22 protein-coding genes are annotated in these 18,027 nt (G+C 68.9%); 7 read left to right on the forward strand and 15 right to left on the reverse strand.

Annotated features, from left to right (window positions below):
* Positions 1–8: 8 nt before the first annotated feature.
* Positions 9–755 (reverse strand): nucleotidyltransferase domain-containing protein, encoded by a 747-nt coding sequence (locus KCQ71_RS10365; RefSeq protein WP_223405511.1) that lies wholly within the window; start codon positions 753–755, stop codon positions 9–11.
* Between the two features lie 76 nt (positions 756–831).
* Here KCQ71_RS10365 and KCQ71_RS10370 point away from each other — a divergent pair, with 76 nt between their 5' ends.
* Positions 832–1,620 (forward strand): alpha/beta fold hydrolase, encoded by a 789-nt coding sequence (locus KCQ71_RS10370; protein ID WP_223405513.1) that lies wholly within the window; start codon positions 832–834, stop codon positions 1,618–1,620.
* 6 nt (positions 1,621–1,626) lie between these two features.
* Here the strand turns inward: KCQ71_RS10370 and KCQ71_RS10375 are convergent, their stop codons facing one another.
* From KCQ71_RS10375 to KCQ71_RS10385, 3 genes are all read right to left on the reverse strand, one after another.
* Positions 1,627–2,667, reverse strand: a complete 1,041-nt coding sequence (locus KCQ71_RS10375; protein ID WP_223405515.1) for a nitroreductase family protein — start codon at positions 2,665–2,667, stop codon at positions 1,627–1,629.
* A 23-nt stretch (positions 2,668–2,690) separates the two neighbouring features.
* A complete protein-coding gene (locus tag KCQ71_RS10380) occupies positions 2,691–3,377 on the reverse strand; it encodes a nucleoside/nucleotide kinase family protein (protein ID WP_223405517.1) in 687 nt (228 codons plus the stop codon).
* Positions 3,378–3,474: 97 nt separating this feature from the next.
* A complete protein-coding gene (locus tag KCQ71_RS10385) occupies positions 3,475–4,449 on the reverse strand; it encodes an SDR family NAD(P)-dependent oxidoreductase (protein WP_223405519.1) in 975 nt (324 codons plus the stop codon).
* 124 nt (positions 4,450–4,573) lie between these two features.
* Here KCQ71_RS10385 and KCQ71_RS10390 point away from each other — a divergent pair, with 124 nt between their 5' ends.
* Complete coding sequence (locus tag KCQ71_RS10390) at positions 4,574–5,176, forward strand: TetR/AcrR family transcriptional regulator (RefSeq protein WP_223405521.1); 603 nt, start codon at positions 4,574–4,576, stop codon at positions 5,174–5,176.
* 25 nt (positions 5,177–5,201) lie between these two features.
* On the opposite strand, the gene KCQ71_RS10395 is transcribed toward KCQ71_RS10390, so the two are convergent.
* The 4 genes from KCQ71_RS10395 to KCQ71_RS10410 all read right to left on the reverse strand — a co-directional run bounded on the left by KCQ71_RS10395 (position 5,202) and on the right by KCQ71_RS10410 (position 8,817).
* Complete coding sequence (locus tag KCQ71_RS10395; protein ID WP_223405523.1) at positions 5,202–5,363, reverse strand: hypothetical protein; 162 nt, start codon at positions 5,361–5,363, stop codon at positions 5,202–5,204.
* 168 nt (positions 5,364–5,531) lie between these two features.
* Entirely contained in the window at positions 5,532–6,659 is a 1,128-nt protein-coding gene (locus tag KCQ71_RS10400; protein WP_223405525.1) for a fatty acid desaturase family protein, read from the reverse strand.
* A gap of 84 nt (positions 6,660–6,743) precedes the next feature.
* Positions 6,744–7,415: a response regulator gene (locus KCQ71_RS10405; RefSeq protein ID WP_223405527.1), complete on the reverse strand. Its 672-nt coding sequence runs from the start codon at positions 7,413–7,415 to the stop codon at positions 6,744–6,746.
* 64 nt (positions 7,416–7,479) lie between these two features.
* The gene (locus KCQ71_RS10410) at positions 7,480–8,817 is read right to left on the reverse strand and encodes a sensor histidine kinase (RefSeq protein WP_223405529.1); all 1,338 of its coding nucleotides are present in this window, start codon (positions 8,815–8,817) and stop codon (positions 7,480–7,482) included.
* Positions 8,818–8,933: 116 nt separating this feature from the next.
* Between KCQ71_RS10410 and KCQ71_RS10415 the strand changes: the two genes are divergently transcribed.
* Positions 8,934–9,182, forward strand: coding sequence for a metallophosphoesterase family protein (locus KCQ71_RS10415; protein WP_372453993.1), 249 nt, complete (start codon positions 8,934–8,936; stop codon positions 9,180–9,182).
* Between the two features lie 83 nt (positions 9,183–9,265).
* Here KCQ71_RS10415 and KCQ71_RS10420 read toward each other — a convergent pair whose 3' ends face one another.
* Positions 9,266–10,129: an AraC family transcriptional regulator gene (locus KCQ71_RS10420; RefSeq protein ID WP_223405531.1), complete on the reverse strand. Its 864-nt coding sequence runs from the start codon at positions 10,127–10,129 to the stop codon at positions 9,266–9,268.
* A gap of 259 nt (positions 10,130–10,388) precedes the next feature.
* On the opposite strand from KCQ71_RS10420, the gene KCQ71_RS10425 reads away from it, so the two are divergent.
* Complete coding sequence (locus KCQ71_RS10425) at positions 10,389–11,228, forward strand: DUF4261 domain-containing protein (protein ID WP_223405534.1); 840 nt, start codon at positions 10,389–10,391, stop codon at positions 11,226–11,228.
* A gap of 185 nt (positions 11,229–11,413) precedes the next feature.
* Here the strand turns inward: KCQ71_RS10425 and KCQ71_RS10430 are convergent, their stop codons facing one another.
* Entirely contained in the window at positions 11,414–11,983 is a 570-nt protein-coding gene (locus KCQ71_RS10430) for a hypothetical protein (RefSeq protein WP_223405535.1), read from the reverse strand.
* Positions 11,984–12,074: 91 nt separating this feature from the next.
* Between KCQ71_RS10430 and KCQ71_RS10435 the strand changes: the two genes are divergently transcribed.
* Positions 12,075–12,713, forward strand: a complete 639-nt coding sequence (locus KCQ71_RS10435; protein WP_223405537.1) for a hypothetical protein — start codon at positions 12,075–12,077, stop codon at positions 12,711–12,713.
* Positions 12,714–12,736: 23 nt separating this feature from the next.
* On the opposite strand, the gene KCQ71_RS10440 is transcribed toward KCQ71_RS10435, so the two are convergent.
* The 5 genes from KCQ71_RS10440 to KCQ71_RS10460 form a co-directional block, all read right to left on the reverse strand.
* The gene (locus tag KCQ71_RS10440) at positions 12,737–13,831 is read right to left on the reverse strand and encodes a hypothetical protein (protein ID WP_223405539.1); all 1,095 of its coding nucleotides are present in this window, start codon (positions 13,829–13,831) and stop codon (positions 12,737–12,739) included.
* A complete protein-coding gene (locus tag KCQ71_RS10445) occupies positions 13,828–14,373 on the reverse strand; it encodes a GNAT family N-acetyltransferase (RefSeq protein ID WP_223405541.1) in 546 nt (181 codons plus the stop codon). Before KCQ71_RS10445 ends, KCQ71_RS10440 begins: the two co-directional genes overlap by 4 nt.
* A gap of 58 nt (positions 14,374–14,431) precedes the next feature.
* Entirely contained in the window at positions 14,432–15,592 is a 1,161-nt protein-coding gene (locus KCQ71_RS10450) for a hypothetical protein (RefSeq protein WP_223405543.1), read from the reverse strand.
* 69 nt (positions 15,593–15,661) lie between these two features.
* Positions 15,662–16,219 (reverse strand): type VII secretion system-associated protein, encoded by a 558-nt coding sequence (locus tag KCQ71_RS10455; RefSeq protein WP_223405545.1) that lies wholly within the window; start codon positions 16,217–16,219, stop codon positions 15,662–15,664.
* 108 nt (positions 16,220–16,327) lie between these two features.
* Entirely contained in the window at positions 16,328–17,065 is a 738-nt protein-coding gene (locus KCQ71_RS10460; protein WP_223405547.1) for a hypothetical protein, read from the reverse strand.
* A gap of 18 nt (positions 17,066–17,083) precedes the next feature.
* Between KCQ71_RS10460 and KCQ71_RS10465 the strand changes: the two genes are divergently transcribed.
* Both KCQ71_RS10465 and KCQ71_RS10470 read left to right on the forward strand, forming a co-directional pair.
* Positions 17,084–17,470, forward strand: coding sequence for a hypothetical protein (locus KCQ71_RS10465; protein ID WP_223405549.1), 387 nt, complete (start codon positions 17,084–17,086; stop codon positions 17,468–17,470).
* Positions 17,471–17,615: 145 nt separating this feature from the next.
* Complete coding sequence (locus KCQ71_RS10470; protein ID WP_223405551.1) at positions 17,616–18,005, forward strand: hypothetical protein; 390 nt, start codon at positions 17,616–17,618, stop codon at positions 18,003–18,005.
* The last annotated feature ends 22 nt before the right edge of the window (positions 18,006–18,027 follow it).

Below are 18,027 nucleotides of genomic sequence, written 5' to 3' on the forward strand. Positions count from 1 at the left end.
CCTCGACGCTACTGCGTGAGCGCGAGCGGCTGAAGGGCGGGGGCGAGCCGATCGGCAAGTCCCTCGTCATGACGGGCGGCCTCCTCGGCCAACGCAGCCAGGCTGGCTGTGTGCGCTCGGCGCAGTTCCTCCGGTTCGACGGCGCAGGGCCGGGTCGCGGCGAGCGCGTCCAGTTCGCAGGCAGGCAGTCGGTCGGCGCCGCGACCCTGGTGGGGGTTGAGTCCGTGGCGCAGGCACGCGAGTGAGATCAGGCGTTCGCGGATCCCGTCGAGCATGATCGTCGCCTGCCAGAGCCGGCCGCGGGCGACGGCGGAGCGGGAGTGCAGCGCGTGCAGCCAGGCCATTGCGATCAGGTCGACCGGGTCCGGCAGGTTGGGCTCCGTGGGCTGGTTGGGCACGCCGAACAGCACCCGGAACCCGGGCTCGGTGGCCCGGAACGAGTCGCGGCGCCAGAACGAGAGGTCCACCTGGAGGGAGTTCGCGAGCAGGAACACCCGGAACAGGGTGCCGGCGCCATGGACGTCGAGAGTGTCCGCGACGTCCTGTTCCGCGCGCAGCCACGCCGTCCACTCGTCCGCGACGTCGTCCGGGTCCACGCCGTCGGCGATCTGCAGGGCCAGGTCGATGTCGGACCACCGGTCCTGGCCACCGGTCGCCGCGGAGCCGACCAGGGCCGCTCCGACGACCCGGGGATCGGAGCGGGCCCGTTCACCCAGGAGCTGGCCCAACTCGTCCCGGAACCGTGTCGTGAACATGGGAGCCGATGGTAGGCCCATGCGCGGCCCGCCGAGCCGGGGCCGGTAGGCTCGAGGTCCCCGATGAAGGCGTGGCATGCCCTATCTGGACAGCGACGGCACTGGAATCTACTACGAGACCCACGGCGATGGACCGGCACTCGTGCTGATCCACGCGATCAGTTCGGGAGCCGATATGTGGCGGGCGCAGGTGGAGCACTTCTCGGCCAGCCACCGCGTTGTGGTGTTCGACGCTCGCGGTGTGCACCGCTCGGGCCCGATCACCGGATGGCGCCACATCCGCTCCCGCATCGCCGGCGACGTCGCCGCCCTGCTCGATCACCTGGGCATTGCACGTGCCGCCGTCTGCGGGGTCAGTTTCGGTGGGGTGATCGCCCAGCACGTCGCGGCCCGCCATCCGGACCGGATCCAGGCCCTGGCCATCGTCGACACCTACTCCGACAGCCGGCCGACGACGGTGGGCAAGGCGGCCTGGCTCGCCTCCGTCTACCTCGGGTCGGTCTCCAACCTGCTGCCCGGGACGCTGCTGGCCGACATCATGCGGCAGCAGTACGCACGATGGCCGGCGGCGGCGGCGTACCTCGCCGAAGCGGTGAGTCGGCTGCGGGCCTGGGACGGCTTCAAGACCCGCATCGCGATCAACCTGGTCAACTACCTGCCGGCGCACGCGGCGGCCGACTACCCGCTCCTCGCCGTCGTCGGAACCGACTCCTGGCCGCGCTCATCGACGTTCATGGACGAGTTGAAGCACGCCGTACCGCGGACCGAACTGGTCCACGTCCCGGACTCGGGCGACCCCACGCCGCTGTGCCGACCGGAGGAGTTCAATCGGATCCTCGGCGATTTCCTGCGACGGGTGGGCTGATCCGCCTCACCGATCCGGCGCCATCATGGATCCGACGGTGAACAGCACGAGCGGACGGTGCCCGCCCGGAAGCACACCGTCGGCCGCGGCATGCAGCCGGTCGTCGTCGACCCCGGCGACGAGGGCGGCTCCGAGCCCATCCTCGGTCGCCTGTAGGTACAGGTCCTGGCTGACGTGGCCGGCCTCCAGCCACACGTACCGCGCGCCGCGGTCCCCGGCGGGCGACTGGTCGGCGAAGTGCCGTGCGGAGGCGTCGAGATCAGCCCCGATCACCACGATGGCTGCGGCCCCGGCGACCCAGTCCCGGTCGACGAGGGTCGCATCGGCGAACGCCCACCGGTGGTCCCCCGCCACGCGCAGCGTCAACGAGTCGGTGTCGGGTTGGTACCGGTACACACCCGATGGGAGTTCGTCGACGTTGCCCGCGACCACGGTCAGCGAGAGTGGGTACCGGGCATGGGCCGAGGGCACGCTGCGACGCCCTGCTCCGACCGGTCCCTGAGCGGCCAGGAGGAGGCGTCCCAGGTGCGCCACGCGCACCGGGTCCGCGCCGAATCGGCGGCTGGTCCGGCGCCGCCCCAACAGGGAATGCAGCGGGGATCGTCCGTCCCGATCGCTCAGCTGCCCCAAGGAGAGCAGTCCGAGCACGCGGAAGTACTCCTGCACCACCAGCGCTTCGTCGTCGACGACGAACCCAGCAGGCAGCTCGGCCCGTGCCTCGGGGCTGTCCCAGAAGTCCGCGTGTGCGTCACGCCAGTGCGCCCTCGACGTGAAACCCTCCCCCTCGGCCCGCGCGAAGTCATCGTCCACATCCGCCAGGCGCACCACACGGACCTCGGTGGTCTCCAGGATCGCGACCCGCTCACCTGAAGAATCCACGAGCGCCCGGTGGGCGCCGACCGCCGGCACCGCCTCACCGGCGACGGCGTAGGAGACTCTCAGGGAGCTCGTCGCCGTCTTCGTCCCCGCCAGGACGGCGGCGACCAGCGACTCCCGCAACGGACCGGGAGAGGCGAGCTCCGCCGTCGGGAGCTCGTCGATGTTCATCGACTCACTCTCGGTGGAGGACATCACGGCTGTCCAGGAGGTCGAGGTGACCGAGCGGCTGTGGCCATCTCGGGCTGGATCCTCCGTGGCGCTGCGTGGTCGGAGTTGTCGACGACATACGTGGCGCGCTCCCACGGGCGCGCGGCGGCGAAGTAGAGGCGCTGACCACCGACGTAGCGCCGCATCGTCGGGTGCTCCGGATCCGGATGGCTGCCGTCGCGAACCGCCATCCGCGCGGCCGTCACCGTGAAGGGCACATCGAGGAAGGCCGAGGCATCCCACACCGGGGCGAGTTCGTCCCGGTGCAGGAACAGGCCCTCCACGACGATGACGGCGTCGGGCGGAGCGAAGGTTGGCTCGACCGTGATCGACCGTTCGGAGTCGAGGTCGTATACGGCCGGGCAGTACCAGCCGGTACCTCCGGGGCTCAGGGGACCCAGCACGCGCTCGATGAGCGCGGGGTAGTCGTAGCTGTCCAGCCAGTAGCCCTCCGGTGACGTGCGCCCCTTGGCGTGTCTGACGGGCGCAGGGTTGAGGAAGGCATCGACGTGGATGAGGACCGCTGGCCGCCGTTCTTCGATGTGCGAAGCGAGCAGGGTGGCGAACGAGGTCTTGCCGCTTCCGTCGACACCGTCGATGGCGACCAGTCGGCGCCCTACGCCGACCCGACCAAGGAGGTCATCCGCGAGCCACCGCACGAAGGAGTCCATGTCGCCACTATCCCAGGGCCCTCCGTCCGCCCGGGTCTGCGCATCCGTAGCCCTCGGAGGTCTCCCCAGGCAGGCCGCGCCGTGCGGTCCGGCTCGCTCAGCCGACCTGTGCAGCCACCAGCGCGCGGACCTGTGCCGCGCTCATGGGACCGAGGGCACCGCTGAGCGAGGCGGCCAGGTCCTCGTACGGGTCGGTGACCGGCAGTTCGCGAGCCGCAGTGGCCAGCCGGCCGACCGTCCACGGCTCGGTGCCGGAGCTGATGGTCTCTCCCGCGGACCAACCGCGGTTGATCGTCACCGCGGTCCCGCGCACGCTCAGCACCTGGCCGGTGAGCGGACAGTCCGCACCCGCGAGATACGCGGCGACGGGCGCGATCACCGCGGGATGGTTCGGGTCGAACTCACCCGTGGCCGTCGGCGCGGCAGGCATGCCGGGGACGCCGGCGGTCAGCCGCGTGCGGACCATCGAGGGCGACAGGCAGTTCACCCGCACGCCCAGGACGCCCAGTTCGAGCGCGTGCACGATCGTCATCGCCGCTACCCCTGCGTTGGCGGGGGCGTAGTTGCTCTGCGTCGGCAGCGGGTTGAGCAGCCCCGATCCGGAGGCGGTGTTGATGATGCTCCGGTCCTCCCGGGCGCCCGCCGCATCCCGCTCACGGAAGTACCTCGCCGCCCAATGGCTGATCGCGAACGTGCCCTTCAGCTTCACCGCGATGACATCGTCGAACGCGGCCTCGCTCAGGTGACCGAGCGCGCCGCCCCGCTCGATCCCGGCATTGTTGACGACCACATGCAGATCGCCGAAGGCCCCGACGGCGGTCTCCACCACCCGTGCGGCACCGGACCAGTCGGCGACGCTGTCGGTATTCGCCACGGCCCGACCGCCGGCGGCGACGATCTCGTCGGCGACCTGCTGGGCCACCGACCGGTCGCCACCGCTGCCGTCCGGCGCCACACCGGGATCGTTGACCACCACGGCGGCGCCCGCCGCGGCGAGGTACCGCGCCTCCTCCCGGCCGATCCCGCGGCCGGCTCCCGTGACCACCGCCACCCGCCCGTCCAGACTTCCCATGTCCGCTCCCTCGTTGGCTCCCTCGGCACCGCTCTGCGATGCTCGGACCACCGTGACGGGCAGGCTGCGCGACCTCAAGAGGAGCAGCCGCGCAGTGTCGGGTACCACGACGGAAGGGGCCGGAATGTCGGGCAACGACGGGGATCTGCGGGTCCGCCGCACCCGGCGGATGCTGCGCGACGCGTTGGCGGACCTCGTCGCGGAGCGCGGCTATGAGGCCGTCTCCATCACGGCCCTCACCCAGCGGGCCCTGGTCAACCGGACGACGTTCTACGCCCACTACCGCAGCAAGTACGACCTGCTCCTCGAGGTCGTCGGCGAGACGTTCCGGCCGGTCCGCGAGTACCCCTTGCTGCAGGATGCGGCCGACCCGTGGCGACCTGGGATGGCGCCGCCCGCCTGGCTGATCGCCTTCCTCGCCGACCTCGATCGGGACGCTCCGTTCTACCGTGGGGTGCTCGGCGAGGGCGGCTCCGAGCGGCTGCGCACCGACCTGCGCACCTACTTCGCGGGCCTGCTCGAGCAGCGGATCGGCCGGGCCGCGGTTCCGCAGGACGGCGCGCGGGTGCCGCCCCGGGTCGTGGCGATGATCCTGGCCGCGGCGGGACTCGGGTCGCTGACCTGGTGGCTCGAGCAGGACCCGCGCGACCCTCCGGAGCAGGTGGCCAGGTGGTATCTGGAGACTGTCGCTCCCGGCGCATTGCGCGCCATCGGGAGCGGTTCATGAGCCTGGCGCTTCCGCGGAAGCACCCTCACCAGGGCGATCCGATGCGCACGAGGAACACCACGGCGGAGAGCACCGCGAACGCCAGCAGCGAGACGCCCATGACGGGTCCCACCAGGCGACTGGTGGGTTCGTCGGACCGGCGCAGGCGGGGCAGCAAGACGGACAGGGCGGCGACGAGTGCGACCACCCAGGGCGACGGGCCTGGGTGACCCGGGCTACGCCGTCGTCCACTCCGCCTTGGCGGTCATGAGAACCGTGATGACGACGCTGCCCGCGATCGGGCGGAAGCTCGCCGAGCACACGCGAACACACGGGCCTGCTCACACCAATGTGTGCCGTGACGGGACAGCAACCCCTAGACCAACCCGGCCCTGAGGGAGCCGGCGAGCGGGCAGGCCCAGACGTCGATGTTCCCGCGGCCGACACGGTTGATGTACCGCCCGACCTCCACGTAGGACCGGGCAAGCGAGGTCTCGTGGTATTTGATGTCGAGCTTCTCGCAGTGCTCGCGGACCATGGGGGCGACCTTGCGGAGGTTGGGGCGCGACATCGAGGGGAACAGGTGGTGCTCGATCTGGTAGTTCAGTCCGCCCAGCAGGACGTCGACGAGACGGCCACCACTGACGTTCCGGCTCATGAGCACCTGACGGCGGAGGAAGTCGATGCGGACCTCCTTGGGCACCATCGGCATCCCGATGTGGTTGGGGGCGAAGGACATGCCCAGGTAGAAACCAAACACCATCACCTCGACAGCGATGAACGCGAGGGCGATCGGCCACGACATCACGAGGAACGCGAACGTGACCAGCGTCGCCTGCCGGATCACGATGAACGCGATCTCGGTCCAGCGGCGGTCAACGGGCTCGCGGCTCAGCAACCGCTGGAACCCGGCCAGGTGTAGCTGCAGTCCCGCCAGCGTCATGATCGGGAAGAACCACACACCCTGGTAACGAGAGAGCCAGCGCTGGAACGCCGTCGAGCGGTTGCGGGCATCCTCGGGCGTGTAGGCGACGGTGCCACGACGGACGTCGGGGTCGCGGCCGGCCTGGTTCGGCGCCGCGTGGTGCTTGCTGTGCTTGATCTGCCACCAACCGAGGCCCATACCGACGAACAGGTTGATCACCACGAGTGAGGTCCACTCGTTCAGCTTCGGGGAGGTGAAGATCTGACGGTGCGCGGCGTCGTGACCGAGGAAAGCGATCTGCGTCATCAGCACCGCAACCAGGAACGCCATGCCCAGCTGCCACCAGCTGTCGCCGATCATGACCGAGGCCCAGGCCAGACCGCCCAGCAGCAGCGGGTACGCAACCATCCGGGAGATGTACCACCCGTGCGAGCGGGCCATCAGCCCCTCGGCCTTGACCCGCTTGGTCAGATCCGTGAAGTCGCTGAGGTGCCGGGTGTTCCGCTCCTTGCGCACGCGCGGAGCCGCGGCCGGGATGGCCTGATCCGCCGGCGCGTCCGAGACCATGGTGTCAGTCATATATCCATCGTCGGGTCTCAAGGCCCCGGTGTCGTCACCCGCACGGTTCGACCTTGAGTAGTACCCAAGAGTGACGCAGCCGTCTCAGGACCCGACGGCGATCAGCCCGCTCTCATACGCCGCGACGACGATCTGGGTCCGATCCCGCAGCCCGAGCTTCATCAGCACCCGGCTGACGTGGGTCTTGACCGTCTGCTCTGCGAGCACCAGCTCGGCCGCGATCTCGGCGTTCGACAGGCCTCTCGCGACCAGCTTCGCCACCGCCAGCTCCCGGTCGGTCAACTCCCTGAACCGAGCGGCGTCGGCGTGCGTGCGTGCCGGCTGCGACACGAACTCCGCGATGACCGATCGCGTGATCGAAGGGCTGAGCAGCGCGTCCCCGCCGGCCACCACGCGCACCGCGTGGATGAGGTCGGCGGCGGGCGCGTCCTTGAGGAGGAATCCGCTCGCACCTGCCCGCAGTGCCTGGAACACGTAGGAGTCGAGGTCGAACGTGGTGAGGATGATGATTCGGGGCTCGACGTCCTTCAGCGCCGCGATCCGCCTGGTCGCCTCGATCCCGTCGACCTCGGGCATACGGATGTCCATGAGCACCACGTCCGGCCGAGTGCGGGTCACCAGCTCCACGGCCTCCGACCCGTCGGAGCCGTCCCCCACCACCGTGATGCCGTCCTGGGCGTTGAGCAGCGCGCCGAACCCAGCCCGGACCATCGCCTGGTCGTCGACGATCGCAACCCGGGTCTCCTCGTGGTACACGTGTGTTCCGTTCTGATCGGGGGCTCAGGACGAGGATCTCACCTTTCGGGCCTCCGGACCGAACTCAGCCCTCGATGTCCGACGGCGGAGCCGGGGCTCCGTCGTCGGGCTCGCTCTGTCGGTCGGGCTCCTCCGCCAGCCAGCATGGCAGCACCGCGTGGACCACGAAGCCGCCCTCCGGCGTGGGCTCGGCGGTCAGCGAGCCCCGGACGAAGCTGGCGCGCTCGTGCATGCCGCGGAGGCCGAACCCATGGCCCTCGGTGGCACGGACCGCTGCGGTCGGCGCCGAGTTCAGCACCTCGACGAACACATGCTCCGGCGCGACCGCGATGCTGACCTCGATATCGCTGCCAGGTGCGTGCCGCAGCGCATTGCTCAGCGCCTCCTGCACGATTCGGTAGACGCTCAGCGAGGTCGCCTCGGAGACGCGCGGGTCGTCTAGCTCACCCTCGACGTGCAGGCGCACCGACTCCGCGCCTCGGCGTGTGCTCTCGATGAGGGTCGGGACGAAGCTCATCGTCGGCTGCGGAGCGAGCAGGTTCTCGCCGTCCTCCTGCCGCAGCACGGCCAGCAGCCCGCGCATCTCGACCAGCGCGCTCCGCGCGGAGTCGGTGATGTCGTCGAGCTCCGCGACGACCTCAGCGGGGACGTCCTCGATCCGGTACTGCAACGTGGAGGCCTGGATGGAGATCACCGACAACCCGTGCGCCACCACGTCGTGGAGCTCCCGGGCGATCCGGTTCCGCTCCTCCATCAGCAGTCGACGCTCCTGTGCGGTGGCCGCGATCTCCTGCTGCTTGAGCAGCTCAGCACGGCTCTGCTGCCACTGGTGGATGAGAATCCCGAAGACGACCACGAGCGCGCAGACCGAGGTCGCCGTGATCACATTGGTCGCGAACCGCCCCCAGCCTCCGGTGTGCCACGGCAGCGCGGCGAACGTGGCCGCCAGCACGGGGAGCACCGCCCCTGCCACCGGCAACAGCCACTTCTCCCGCACCGCGAGGATGAACACCATCAGCGCACAGGTCACCGTCGTGATGACCGGCATCGGCCACGGCCGATCCCCGTGCCCCATGGCCGTGAGCAGGGTCGTCGCAGCCACCGCCACCGTGGCAGCACCGACCGCGAACCACGGCCTCCCCAGCGCCCACACGAGGGTCGCCGCATGCAGCACGGCGACCACGATCGCGATCGCGACCACCGCTCCGTACATCGCCGGCATGGTCGAGGCATTGACGATCAGTACGGCGATCATCGACAGCCACACGAGCGCGCGGATCCAGCTCTGCGACAGCAGCCGCACTCCGATCCGATGCAGCAGTCGGTCGATGCGCTCGAGCACGTTGGCCGGGAACGCTGCCCGTTCCGGCGTGCCCACCGCCGTCTGCCCACGTGCCCTCATGGGCTTACGGTCTCGCACATCGGGCGGGCTCGTCACCTGGCGGGCCCGCCGGACGGTCGTCACAGCAAGTACGGCAAGCCACCTGGTGCGCCAAGAGCGGCGAGGTGCGGATCGGCGTGGTCCACGAGAGCGGGCCGCGCACCGGACGAGAGGCCCGGATGCGGGCTGCGTACCCGGACCTCGACCTGCTGGTGTTCGGGCAGAGCCAAATCCCGTGGGACACCGAGGCCGACGGGCTGCGTCTGCTCAACCCGGGTTCGCCGACTGACCGGCGCCGCCAGCCGCACTGCACCTTTCTGACGGTCACGCTTCGGGCGGGCGGGGTCGAGGGGGTCGTTCTGCACCGGCTGCCGCCGCGACGATGACCGTCACGGCTGCGCCGGGACCTGCAGAGCGTCCGACAGCACCTGCCAATGGCGATTGTGCGCCCACGACCACACGGCTCGCCTCAGGCCTTCTCGACGGGCAGCCAGAGTTCGCAGGTGGCATGGGTCTCGGTGAGCTCGAGGTAGCGCAGGATCGACGGTCCCGGACGCAGTCGCCATGGGTTGGAGGGGAACCACTCCGTCGCGGTCGCCGCCCAGAGTCGCTGCAGCGCTTCGGGGAACGGACCGCTGGAGGAGAATACGGCCCAGGTCCCTGCCTCGACCGCCATGACGTCGAGGTCGTCCGGCGGCACGGTGGCCGCGCCGAGTGCGACCCCGTGGAGGTAGGTGAGCATCGACCCCTCCGGTGCGTCCGGTTCGGAACCGGACGTGACCGCCAGGATGCCGGAGGGCTCGGTGTTCCCGAGCGCCTTGAGTCGTCCGTGTTCGTCAGGTGCGATGACGGCGATGTGCTCCTGGATGCGTGGGTTGACGCCCTCGTGGATGAGCGGGACCTGCGCCGCGTGTCCGGCGAGGAAGAACTCGGGTCGGGCTGTGATGGTGACGTCCATCGGAGTGCTCCCTTCGACGCTCAGGCGGAACCTGAGCGTGGGTTGTGTGCTGAGCGGACCACCGTGCCGGAGCACATCGGCCGGACTCGTGCCGTGCACCGCCCGGAACGCTCGCCCGAACGCCTCGACCGATCCGTAGCCGTATCGCACCGCGACTGCGAGCAGGTCCGGAGCGCCCGCCGCGAGGTCGGCGCCGGCGAGGGTCATCCGACGTCGGCGTGCGTACTCCGACAGCGGCATCCGCGCCAGCGCCGAGAACATCCTGCGCAGGTGGTACTCGGTGGTGCCGTGCTCGCGGGCGAACCCGGCGACGTCGATCGCCTCGCCAACGCTCCGCTCGACCAGGTCGACCAGGGCGTTGAGTGTGCCGATCATGTGGTCCTCCTTTCGGTGACCATCCTCCACAGCCACTGTGAACCGCACCCGATCATCGTGGTCCGGTTCGATCAGCGGCGAGGGCCCGAAGTCACGGGATACCTCAATGACACCAGAGGTGGGAGCCGAGGACTCCACCGCATCCAGGCGCCGCGCAACCCGATTGCCGGCCTCTCCCGAGGCCCTGGCCGCGTGATTCCCGGGCGTGGTTTCCGCGCTACCTCGCCCGGCTAGGATGCCCGCGAGACGAAGGGATCAGATGGCCGCGCAACTCGCTTTCCTCATGCAGGACGCACCCGATGATTCGATCACCGAGGAGTCACTGAGCAGGCAGCTGCTCACCGATTGGCCGGACCTCGATCCGGCCCTGCTCAGCACCGATGACTCCGCGAGTCGGACCGCACACGCTGGTGAACCTGCCCCGATTCTCCTCCACTACGGCGGGACGATGATCGCCGTCATGTCGGTGCGCTCCCCCATCGGCGACGACCTCGCCGATATCGCACAACACAGCCGGCTCTGGCCGAATGACGCGCCGGTCCCGGTCGACTACACCGCTCACTCGATCGTGAGTGTGTTCGCAGCCGAAGCCACCGGACATCGCGCGGCGACCGATCAGGCCGTCCTGCTATCGAAAGTGATCGCCTCCCTGATCGGCCTCAGCGGCGGCATCCGTGCCGTCTACTGGGGGTCCGCTGAGCATGTCATCCTGCCTGTGCTCTTCCGCGACCTGGCCCTGAACACACTTCCGACACCGCTGCTACTCGCCTGGGTGGCGATGAACGTCGGCACCCGGCCCGACGGCGTCCTGACCGGGCACACGCTCGGCCTGGACCAGCTCGGAGTGATGGACATCGAGATCCCGAACAGCCCGGAAGATGCGTCGGGCCTCCTGGACCGTCTCGTCGGCATTGCCGACTATCAATTGCAGAACGGGCCCGTGATCGGCAACGCGGACACGATCGGGTCGGTCGCCGAGGCGCAGATCATCGCCCACCACGCACCATCGGCCATCGGCGACGAACGGACCGTCCTCTCGTTGAGCTTCGTGTCGAACCAGTCGCCGGCTCGGAAGAAGGGCCTGTTTCGCCGGCGCTGACGCGGCGGCCCAAACCCACCCGCCCATCTGATGGCGTTTCGCCAGGAGGTACCCCGTCGTTCGACCGTCGCCGACCGCGACAAGCGCAACCACTCAGAACAGCAGAGAACGCCGCGTCGAAGGGCTCGCGGTGCGGCCGGCAGGACACCGCGAACTGCTGGACCAACGCCCAGACGGAGGCCCGATCACGATCGACCGCGGGGCCGAACCTCGAACGTCGTCAACTCCACGCCACCGAGACTACGGTCCATCGGCCGTCTGACCGCGCTGACCGCCGTGGCTCGACGGACGGATATGGTCGGGTGGAACGATGGCGAACGGCTACCCGGTTTCCGGTGGTACTTGACGCGCTGAGCCTGGCCGAAACCGATCCAGTGACACATCGGTTGGTCGACGCGCTCGGAGGCACTCCGGTCGCGGTCAGCGAGCGGACCGTCGGCGAACCCGCCCTTCGGTCGCGACGGCTGCTGTTCGCCTCCGGCGGGGAGATCATCCTGCACGACGACTCGGTCGTAGCCGTGCTCCTGCACCTCGCCCCGACGGTGCTCGGTCCGCCCGGGCTCGACCTGTCCGAGTGGATCGCCGGTGTCGACAACGACGCCACCCTCGACGAACTCAAGGAAGCCATGGGCGTTCCGCTCCACTTCGCGGGGATCGGAACCCCGTACTTCACGGTCGACGGCGGATACGCACGGGGACAACCGCGGCTGGAACGATGCGGGAAACCTCGTCAGCGTCACCATCACCGTGGACAAGCCCGGTCTTGCCTGCCTCCCCGAGGACGACGACTGCCCGTCCTGCAGCGATCTCCTCGTTCGCAGGTCCGACTCGGACGGCGGAGTCGACGTGGACGGCTCCACCCGATCCCTCGCCGCGGCTCTCGCGGCCGGTCTCCTCACCCAGGATGCCCACTGGGTCAGGCTCACCGATCTGCGGCCACTTCACGCCTCCGGGCTCATGGAGTGGGTCGAGAGCCAGCTCGCGTGCACCACCTGCAAGCGGATCATCTGCTTCACTCTGTTCCGCGACTCGCCCCCGACCTTCGCGTACTACGTCATGAACGACGCGATGCAACGACCGCTCGATGCGATCCCACCCGGCGAGCAGTGGGGCGACGCGACCAGGATCGCGCAGGAACGCGACGCCATGCACTACGTGGACCACGAGCCCGGGGCCTGGTTCCTCGTCGAGCAGCAGGGCACCTTCTATCTCGACGCCAGGTACACCATCAACTCCATCGCCGACGATTCCGCCCTGATCCGCCTCGCCGGGTCCGAGCTCGTGGCCTACCAGGACGGTGGCCACGATTACCTGTCGGACCTAGCCGGGCGCATCCAGAACAACGGCCCGCACAGGCAGGGATCCCCATTCTCCCCGAGGGACCTGTTCCGCGGCCCGGACAGCAAGAAGTACCGCACAGCGGTGACCGCCGCAGTCGTCAACTACACCTGGCTCGCACGGCAACGCCGTCCGCCGTCAGCGTGAGATCGACGCGGAACCGCTCGTACTCACGGACGAGTTCCGCTGTCCGGCGGTCCGGTGAACAGGCGCCTCGCTTCGCTGCGCAGGCGTGGCGTGCGGAGTTGCTTGCGGAGGCGGGCGAGGGTGTCCTCGCTGCCGATCGCCAAGTACAGCGTGCTCAGGAGGTGGTCGCGGGCACGCATCGCCTGCCGGCTCTCGTTCGGGTTCAGCGCGCCTATCCGGGCGAGCAGGTCTTCGGCGCCGCGATGGTCCGCCAGCGGCCGAGGCCGCGACTCCGCGACGGCGGCCGCTACCAGGCAGTGCAACTCGTCGACCTCGGTGAGCACGCCGGCGGCGTCCCCGCCGAAGACAGTCACCAGTTCGTCGTATCCGTACGCCGGGGGCTCGAAGGCGTGGCGGAGGAAGCTGTCACCTATCCTCTTGTCGCCGCATACACCGACGGCGGCCTGCCAGCCCTCTCGGACGGCGACACCCTGGACGAGCTGCGTCTTCAGACTCTGCATCTGGGCGCGGTCCCGGCGCGCGTCGTAGCGGCTCCAGCCGCCGAAGAACGGGCCGGCATCGCCGTTCGCGGCGTGGCAGGAGGCGATCTCACGCCATCCCAGGTACTCCCACTCGGGCGCCATGCGTGCCGCAACCTGCTCGGCGGATGTCACGTCGCCCGACATCAGGTTCACCTCGACGAGCCGGAGCAGCAGGTCCCGGACAACGAGCCCGCGGTCCGCTGCTGACAGGTCCGTCAACTCGGCCGCCTCGACCAGCCGGCCTCCGTCGGCCGGAGTGAGGACGCCGTAGAGCAGGAGGTCCAGCAGCACCCTCGGCAGACCGCTGCGCGCCATCACCCTGGAGCCTCCGCCGGCCGACCACGGGACATACACCCCTCGGTGGGCCGATGAGGGAACATCTGCTCCAGGCGTCAGGTCAGCGGACCGGAGCAGTCCCTGCCGGAAGGCCTCATGCTCAGCGGGCAGCGCGGCATCCAGCCGCCCGATCAAGAGTGCCAACCCGGCCGGCAACGGGTACGGCGGGGACCGGAACTGTTGGCGGTCGGTCTCCGACCAGCGAAAGGACAGCGCGCGGATCCCGGTCTCGCAGACGTCGGCCCCGGCGGCGGCGGTCATGCCCGATCCCGCCGCAGTAGGCCGTACACCCATGAGTCGGACACGCCACCGTTGACGATGCAGTCCTCGCGCAACGTCCCCTCACGCACGAAGCCGAGCTTCTCGAGCACGCGGGCCGATGCCACGTTGCGGGTATCGGTCTCGGACTGGATTCGGTTGAGGTCGAGGGTGTCGAAGGCCCATTGGAGCAGGACGCGCGCCGCCTCGGTCGCATAGCCGTGATCCCAGGCAGCCTCAGTGAGGCAGTAGCCCAGGGAGGCGCTTCGAAAGTCGGGGTTCCAGCTGTTGAAGGTGCACCAGCCGACGAAAGCCCGGTCGGATCTGCGCTCGATCGCCACGCGCACGCCGCTGCCGTCCTCCGCCATCCGTCGGCATCCGGCGATGAAGCGCGTGACCGAGGTCCGGTCGGTCCACGGCGGAGAGTCCCAGTAGCGCAGCACGTGGGCATCGCTCTGCAATGCGAAGAGGTCGTCGGCGTCTGCGTCGGTGAACGGACGCAAGCGCAGTCGCTCGGTCTCCAAGGTCGGGGTCGACAGGTTCATGAGATCACCGTGGCACAGCCGTGGACGCTGTCGTCGGCGAGCACGCCATCGAGTCGGCTCAGATCGTCGTGTCGTGCGGGTCGAAGCTGCTGCCGTTGGGGGTGTATCCCTCGACCGGCCGAAGCGTGTAGCCGTCGGCGATCGTGTCGGTCCGGTAGAACAACTCGAACAACTCGGCTGCTTCGTCCGCGGTGAACACCTCGTGCGGGCCGATCCTCTCCGTGCTGCGCGGCAGCACGATCTCGACTTCGGACAGATCCTGGTCGGTGTTCGGGCGGCCAACGACCGAGCGCACGGATACTGCCCCGAGCTCGGCTCCTCCCGGATGGCAGAACTCGAGCACCATGGCCTCGGCGGTCCCGGCGGCCTGCATGTACAACGACGTCGAGTGATCGTCCGGCGCCCCCGTAGGCGGGTGAGCAGCCAGGACCACTGCCCACGGGTTGGAGCCGTCCAAGGACGAGAGGTGGTGGCCGATTCTCCCGGGGTGATGCTCACGGGCCAGATCGGTTGAGGTGCTGCGCTGCGACTCGTGATGAACCTGCAGGTTGTGCGTGGGGCTCAAACTCGCGGTGAACGTCGCATAGGCATCCGGGCCCTTGGCGTACGCGGACAAGTACTTCAGCACATCGACCGTCGACGACATCGGACCGCGCTCGCCGCGAGCGGTCGCGTCATCGGCGATGCGGGCGGCGTCCGCCGCGCGGTCGGCGGCGATCAGGGCGGTGATCGTGCGCACCAGTTCCTGTCCCGATGCACGACTTCCGCGGTCCTGCTCCAGCGCTGCCACGAAGTCGGCGACCGCGGGATGGGCGGTGATGAAGCCGTTGCGGACCCGGTCGAACTCGTCAAGCACCGGATCCCAGTCGGGAGCGCCGCCCACGTCCACGTCCAGGGAGCCGCTGGCGATCCGCAAGGGCCGGACCTGGAAGGCACCGGCGATGCGGTGGTCGATCCGTTTCTGCGGACCCATCACCACATCGGGTAGGAACGCGGCCCAGAGGATCTCGTCGACAGCGAGCGGCTTGACGTCGACGACCCAGTTGATCCGCAGCCGTTCGCGGTCCCGGTCCGGGTGGACCACGTGCGCCTCGACGGAGGTGATGTAGACGTCGTCGAGAATGAACGCGGTCCCGCTGACGAACCGCATCCCGCGGCGACGGCTCGCGGGACGGAGAGCGTCCAGCCACGCCTGGGCTGCTGGTGATCGCTTCGCCACGATCTCACTGTCTCACGGCTGCCGACACCGAAGGCGGGCCGGACCACGGCGGGCGCCCGCGGACTCCGATCATGTGCTCCTGATGTCGGCCGGATCGATGATCGCCGAGACCTCGGATCCAGGGTTGAGCGCGATCCGCACCCCCTCGGGCAGCGCCGCGGCCAGCTGGCTGCCGAGGATCACGCTGTGTTCGGCGTGGCCCGACGCCGTCGCCTTGTCGGCGTCGGTGAAGGCATAGGCGAGGCGACTGCCATCGCCGGCTGGAGCGAGGAAGATCCCGCCCTCAGGACGACTGAAGATGACGACTTCAGCCGAGGCGAACTCGCGGTCCATCTGCTCGCCCGGCGCGTGTCCGGCCAGCACCAGCTGCAGGACGCGCTCCAGTTTGGTGGCCGGCGTGGCCCACCCACGCGCCAGCGGAGACGGGACATACCGAGGATTGGGGGTGAACTCCTCGCTCAGTTCACCGTTCTCGTCCGCACGCCATGCTCCTACGATGCCCTGCGGCGGGACACGGCCGGCCGGATCGAACTCGGGATCGACCGCGTAGACCCACGCGCCAGGGTTCGCACGGGCCTCGGCTCGGAGTGCGTCCGTGATGGGCGGTGTGGCCGGCGGGTTGGTCATGTGTGGTCCCCATCCATGGCGAGATCGGTCAGTTTCAGCCACCGTATTGCGGGTTGGTCAGTACCGGATCTGCGAACTGTCGCAACCAGACGACGTGATGACCGACGATCAGAGGGGACCTGAAGACGTCAGCCCACCGTCACGGTTGTGTCCGTCGAACTTCGGGCGCAGCTCTTCGCGCATCTGCCGGTAGTTCGCCGGCTTCACAGCCCAACGTTCCTCATCCGTGTCCTCGAACGTCACCTGGTACTCGCCGGTCGTCCGGTCGAACTGCACGAGGATCTTCACAGGCAGCGGGTCACCGACCTTGTACTGGTTCCCCAAGTACGCATCGACTGCCGATTCGATGCTCGACCAGTCGCAGGCCACGGCTGTGATGACGCCGCCGGGCGAGTAGGCGTATCCGTGCACACTGCGATAGCCGTCGCCGAACTCCAGGATCATCGCCAGCGAGTCCCAGTCTTCCTCGACGGGCCCGCGCATCTCGCGGGCCAAGGACGGCCCGTTCATGGCCTCGATCAACGACCGGATGAGATCGATGGTGACGTCATTCGACATGGTCCTCCTCGGGTCCGGCTCGGCGTTCCAGCAGATTGAACCATGACCGCCTGTGTGACCGGAGTGAACGTCGCCAGGTGGGCGCTGAACGTGCAACGCTACGGCTTCGTGTGTGGACGACAGTGCGGGGCGCAAGAGAAACGGAAGCAGCATGCAGATCGTGTTCAAGGACATCATTGCTGGCGATATCGACTCGGTCCGGCGGCGCTCCTGCTGGCACAGGGCGCAGACCCGAACTTCATCGAACACGGCGACCGAGAACCATGGGCGATGCCGGTCCTCCACCACGCGATCAAGGCAGCCGTGATGCGCTCTCGCTGGCTACGACAGACCTTGCGTGAGGAAGAGCCATGGCAGCCGCGCAACACCGCCGAACGAGCCGACGCCGCCTACGACGCGCTCCACCTGCTCCTCGAGTCCGGGGCCGACGTCCAGGCCCTCGACTCGTACGGCAACTCGTCACTCGGACGCGCCGTGTTGGACGCACGACAGGTTCTCCCCCGGCACCGCCACAACGACCCCGAGTGGGCGGACCCGAAGCCTCTGAACCCGGAACTCGTCGACGATCTCACCCGCGTCTTCGATAGCCTCATGGCACACGGCGCGGACCCGAACCGCACTGAGCGAGACCTCGGCGGATCCCTCGCCGAGTACCATCGCGCCGAACCCGTCGCCCAGTTCCTCCACGTGTGATCCGGGCCGCTCGACTGACAACCTGGCCACGTCGCCACCCGGAGGGGCCATGACACGCTACGGACCGTTCGCAGAAACGACTCCGCGTGGGCAAACAGGGTGGCTCGACGATCGACGCCGTCCGGTTCCGGATCATCTGCGTTTGATGCTGGGGCACCTGAACGGTGACGAGAGGTATACGTACAGCATCTGGCGGGGTGCCGATCCGGAGAGCATCGTCGGGTTTCGCGATCACGCGGGCGAGTCGCTCATGCAGGCAGCCGGTACCGCTGACGCGATGACGGTGGAGGTGCGGCTTCCTGGCCCCGATGGAGAGGGCCATCTGTATGCGGTAAGTCGCCCGGAGCCCGTGGACGGCACCACGATCCTGATACCGATCAGTGACACCCGAGCCGTGCGGGTGCTCTCGAACGGAGTGTTCACCGCTGACGAGGCGGCCGTGATCTTCTACACGTACTACCTCACCGACATCGTCTCCCCGCCCTACGTGCTCCGAGAACTCGACCTCACCCGAGAACTCTCAGCGGAGCGCTGAAGGTCACTGCCCCACCACGGTC

Source organism: Occultella gossypii (assembly GCF_019947135.1).
GTDB lineage: Bacteria > Actinomycetota > Actinomycetes > Actinomycetales > Beutenbergiaceae > Occultella > Occultella gossypii.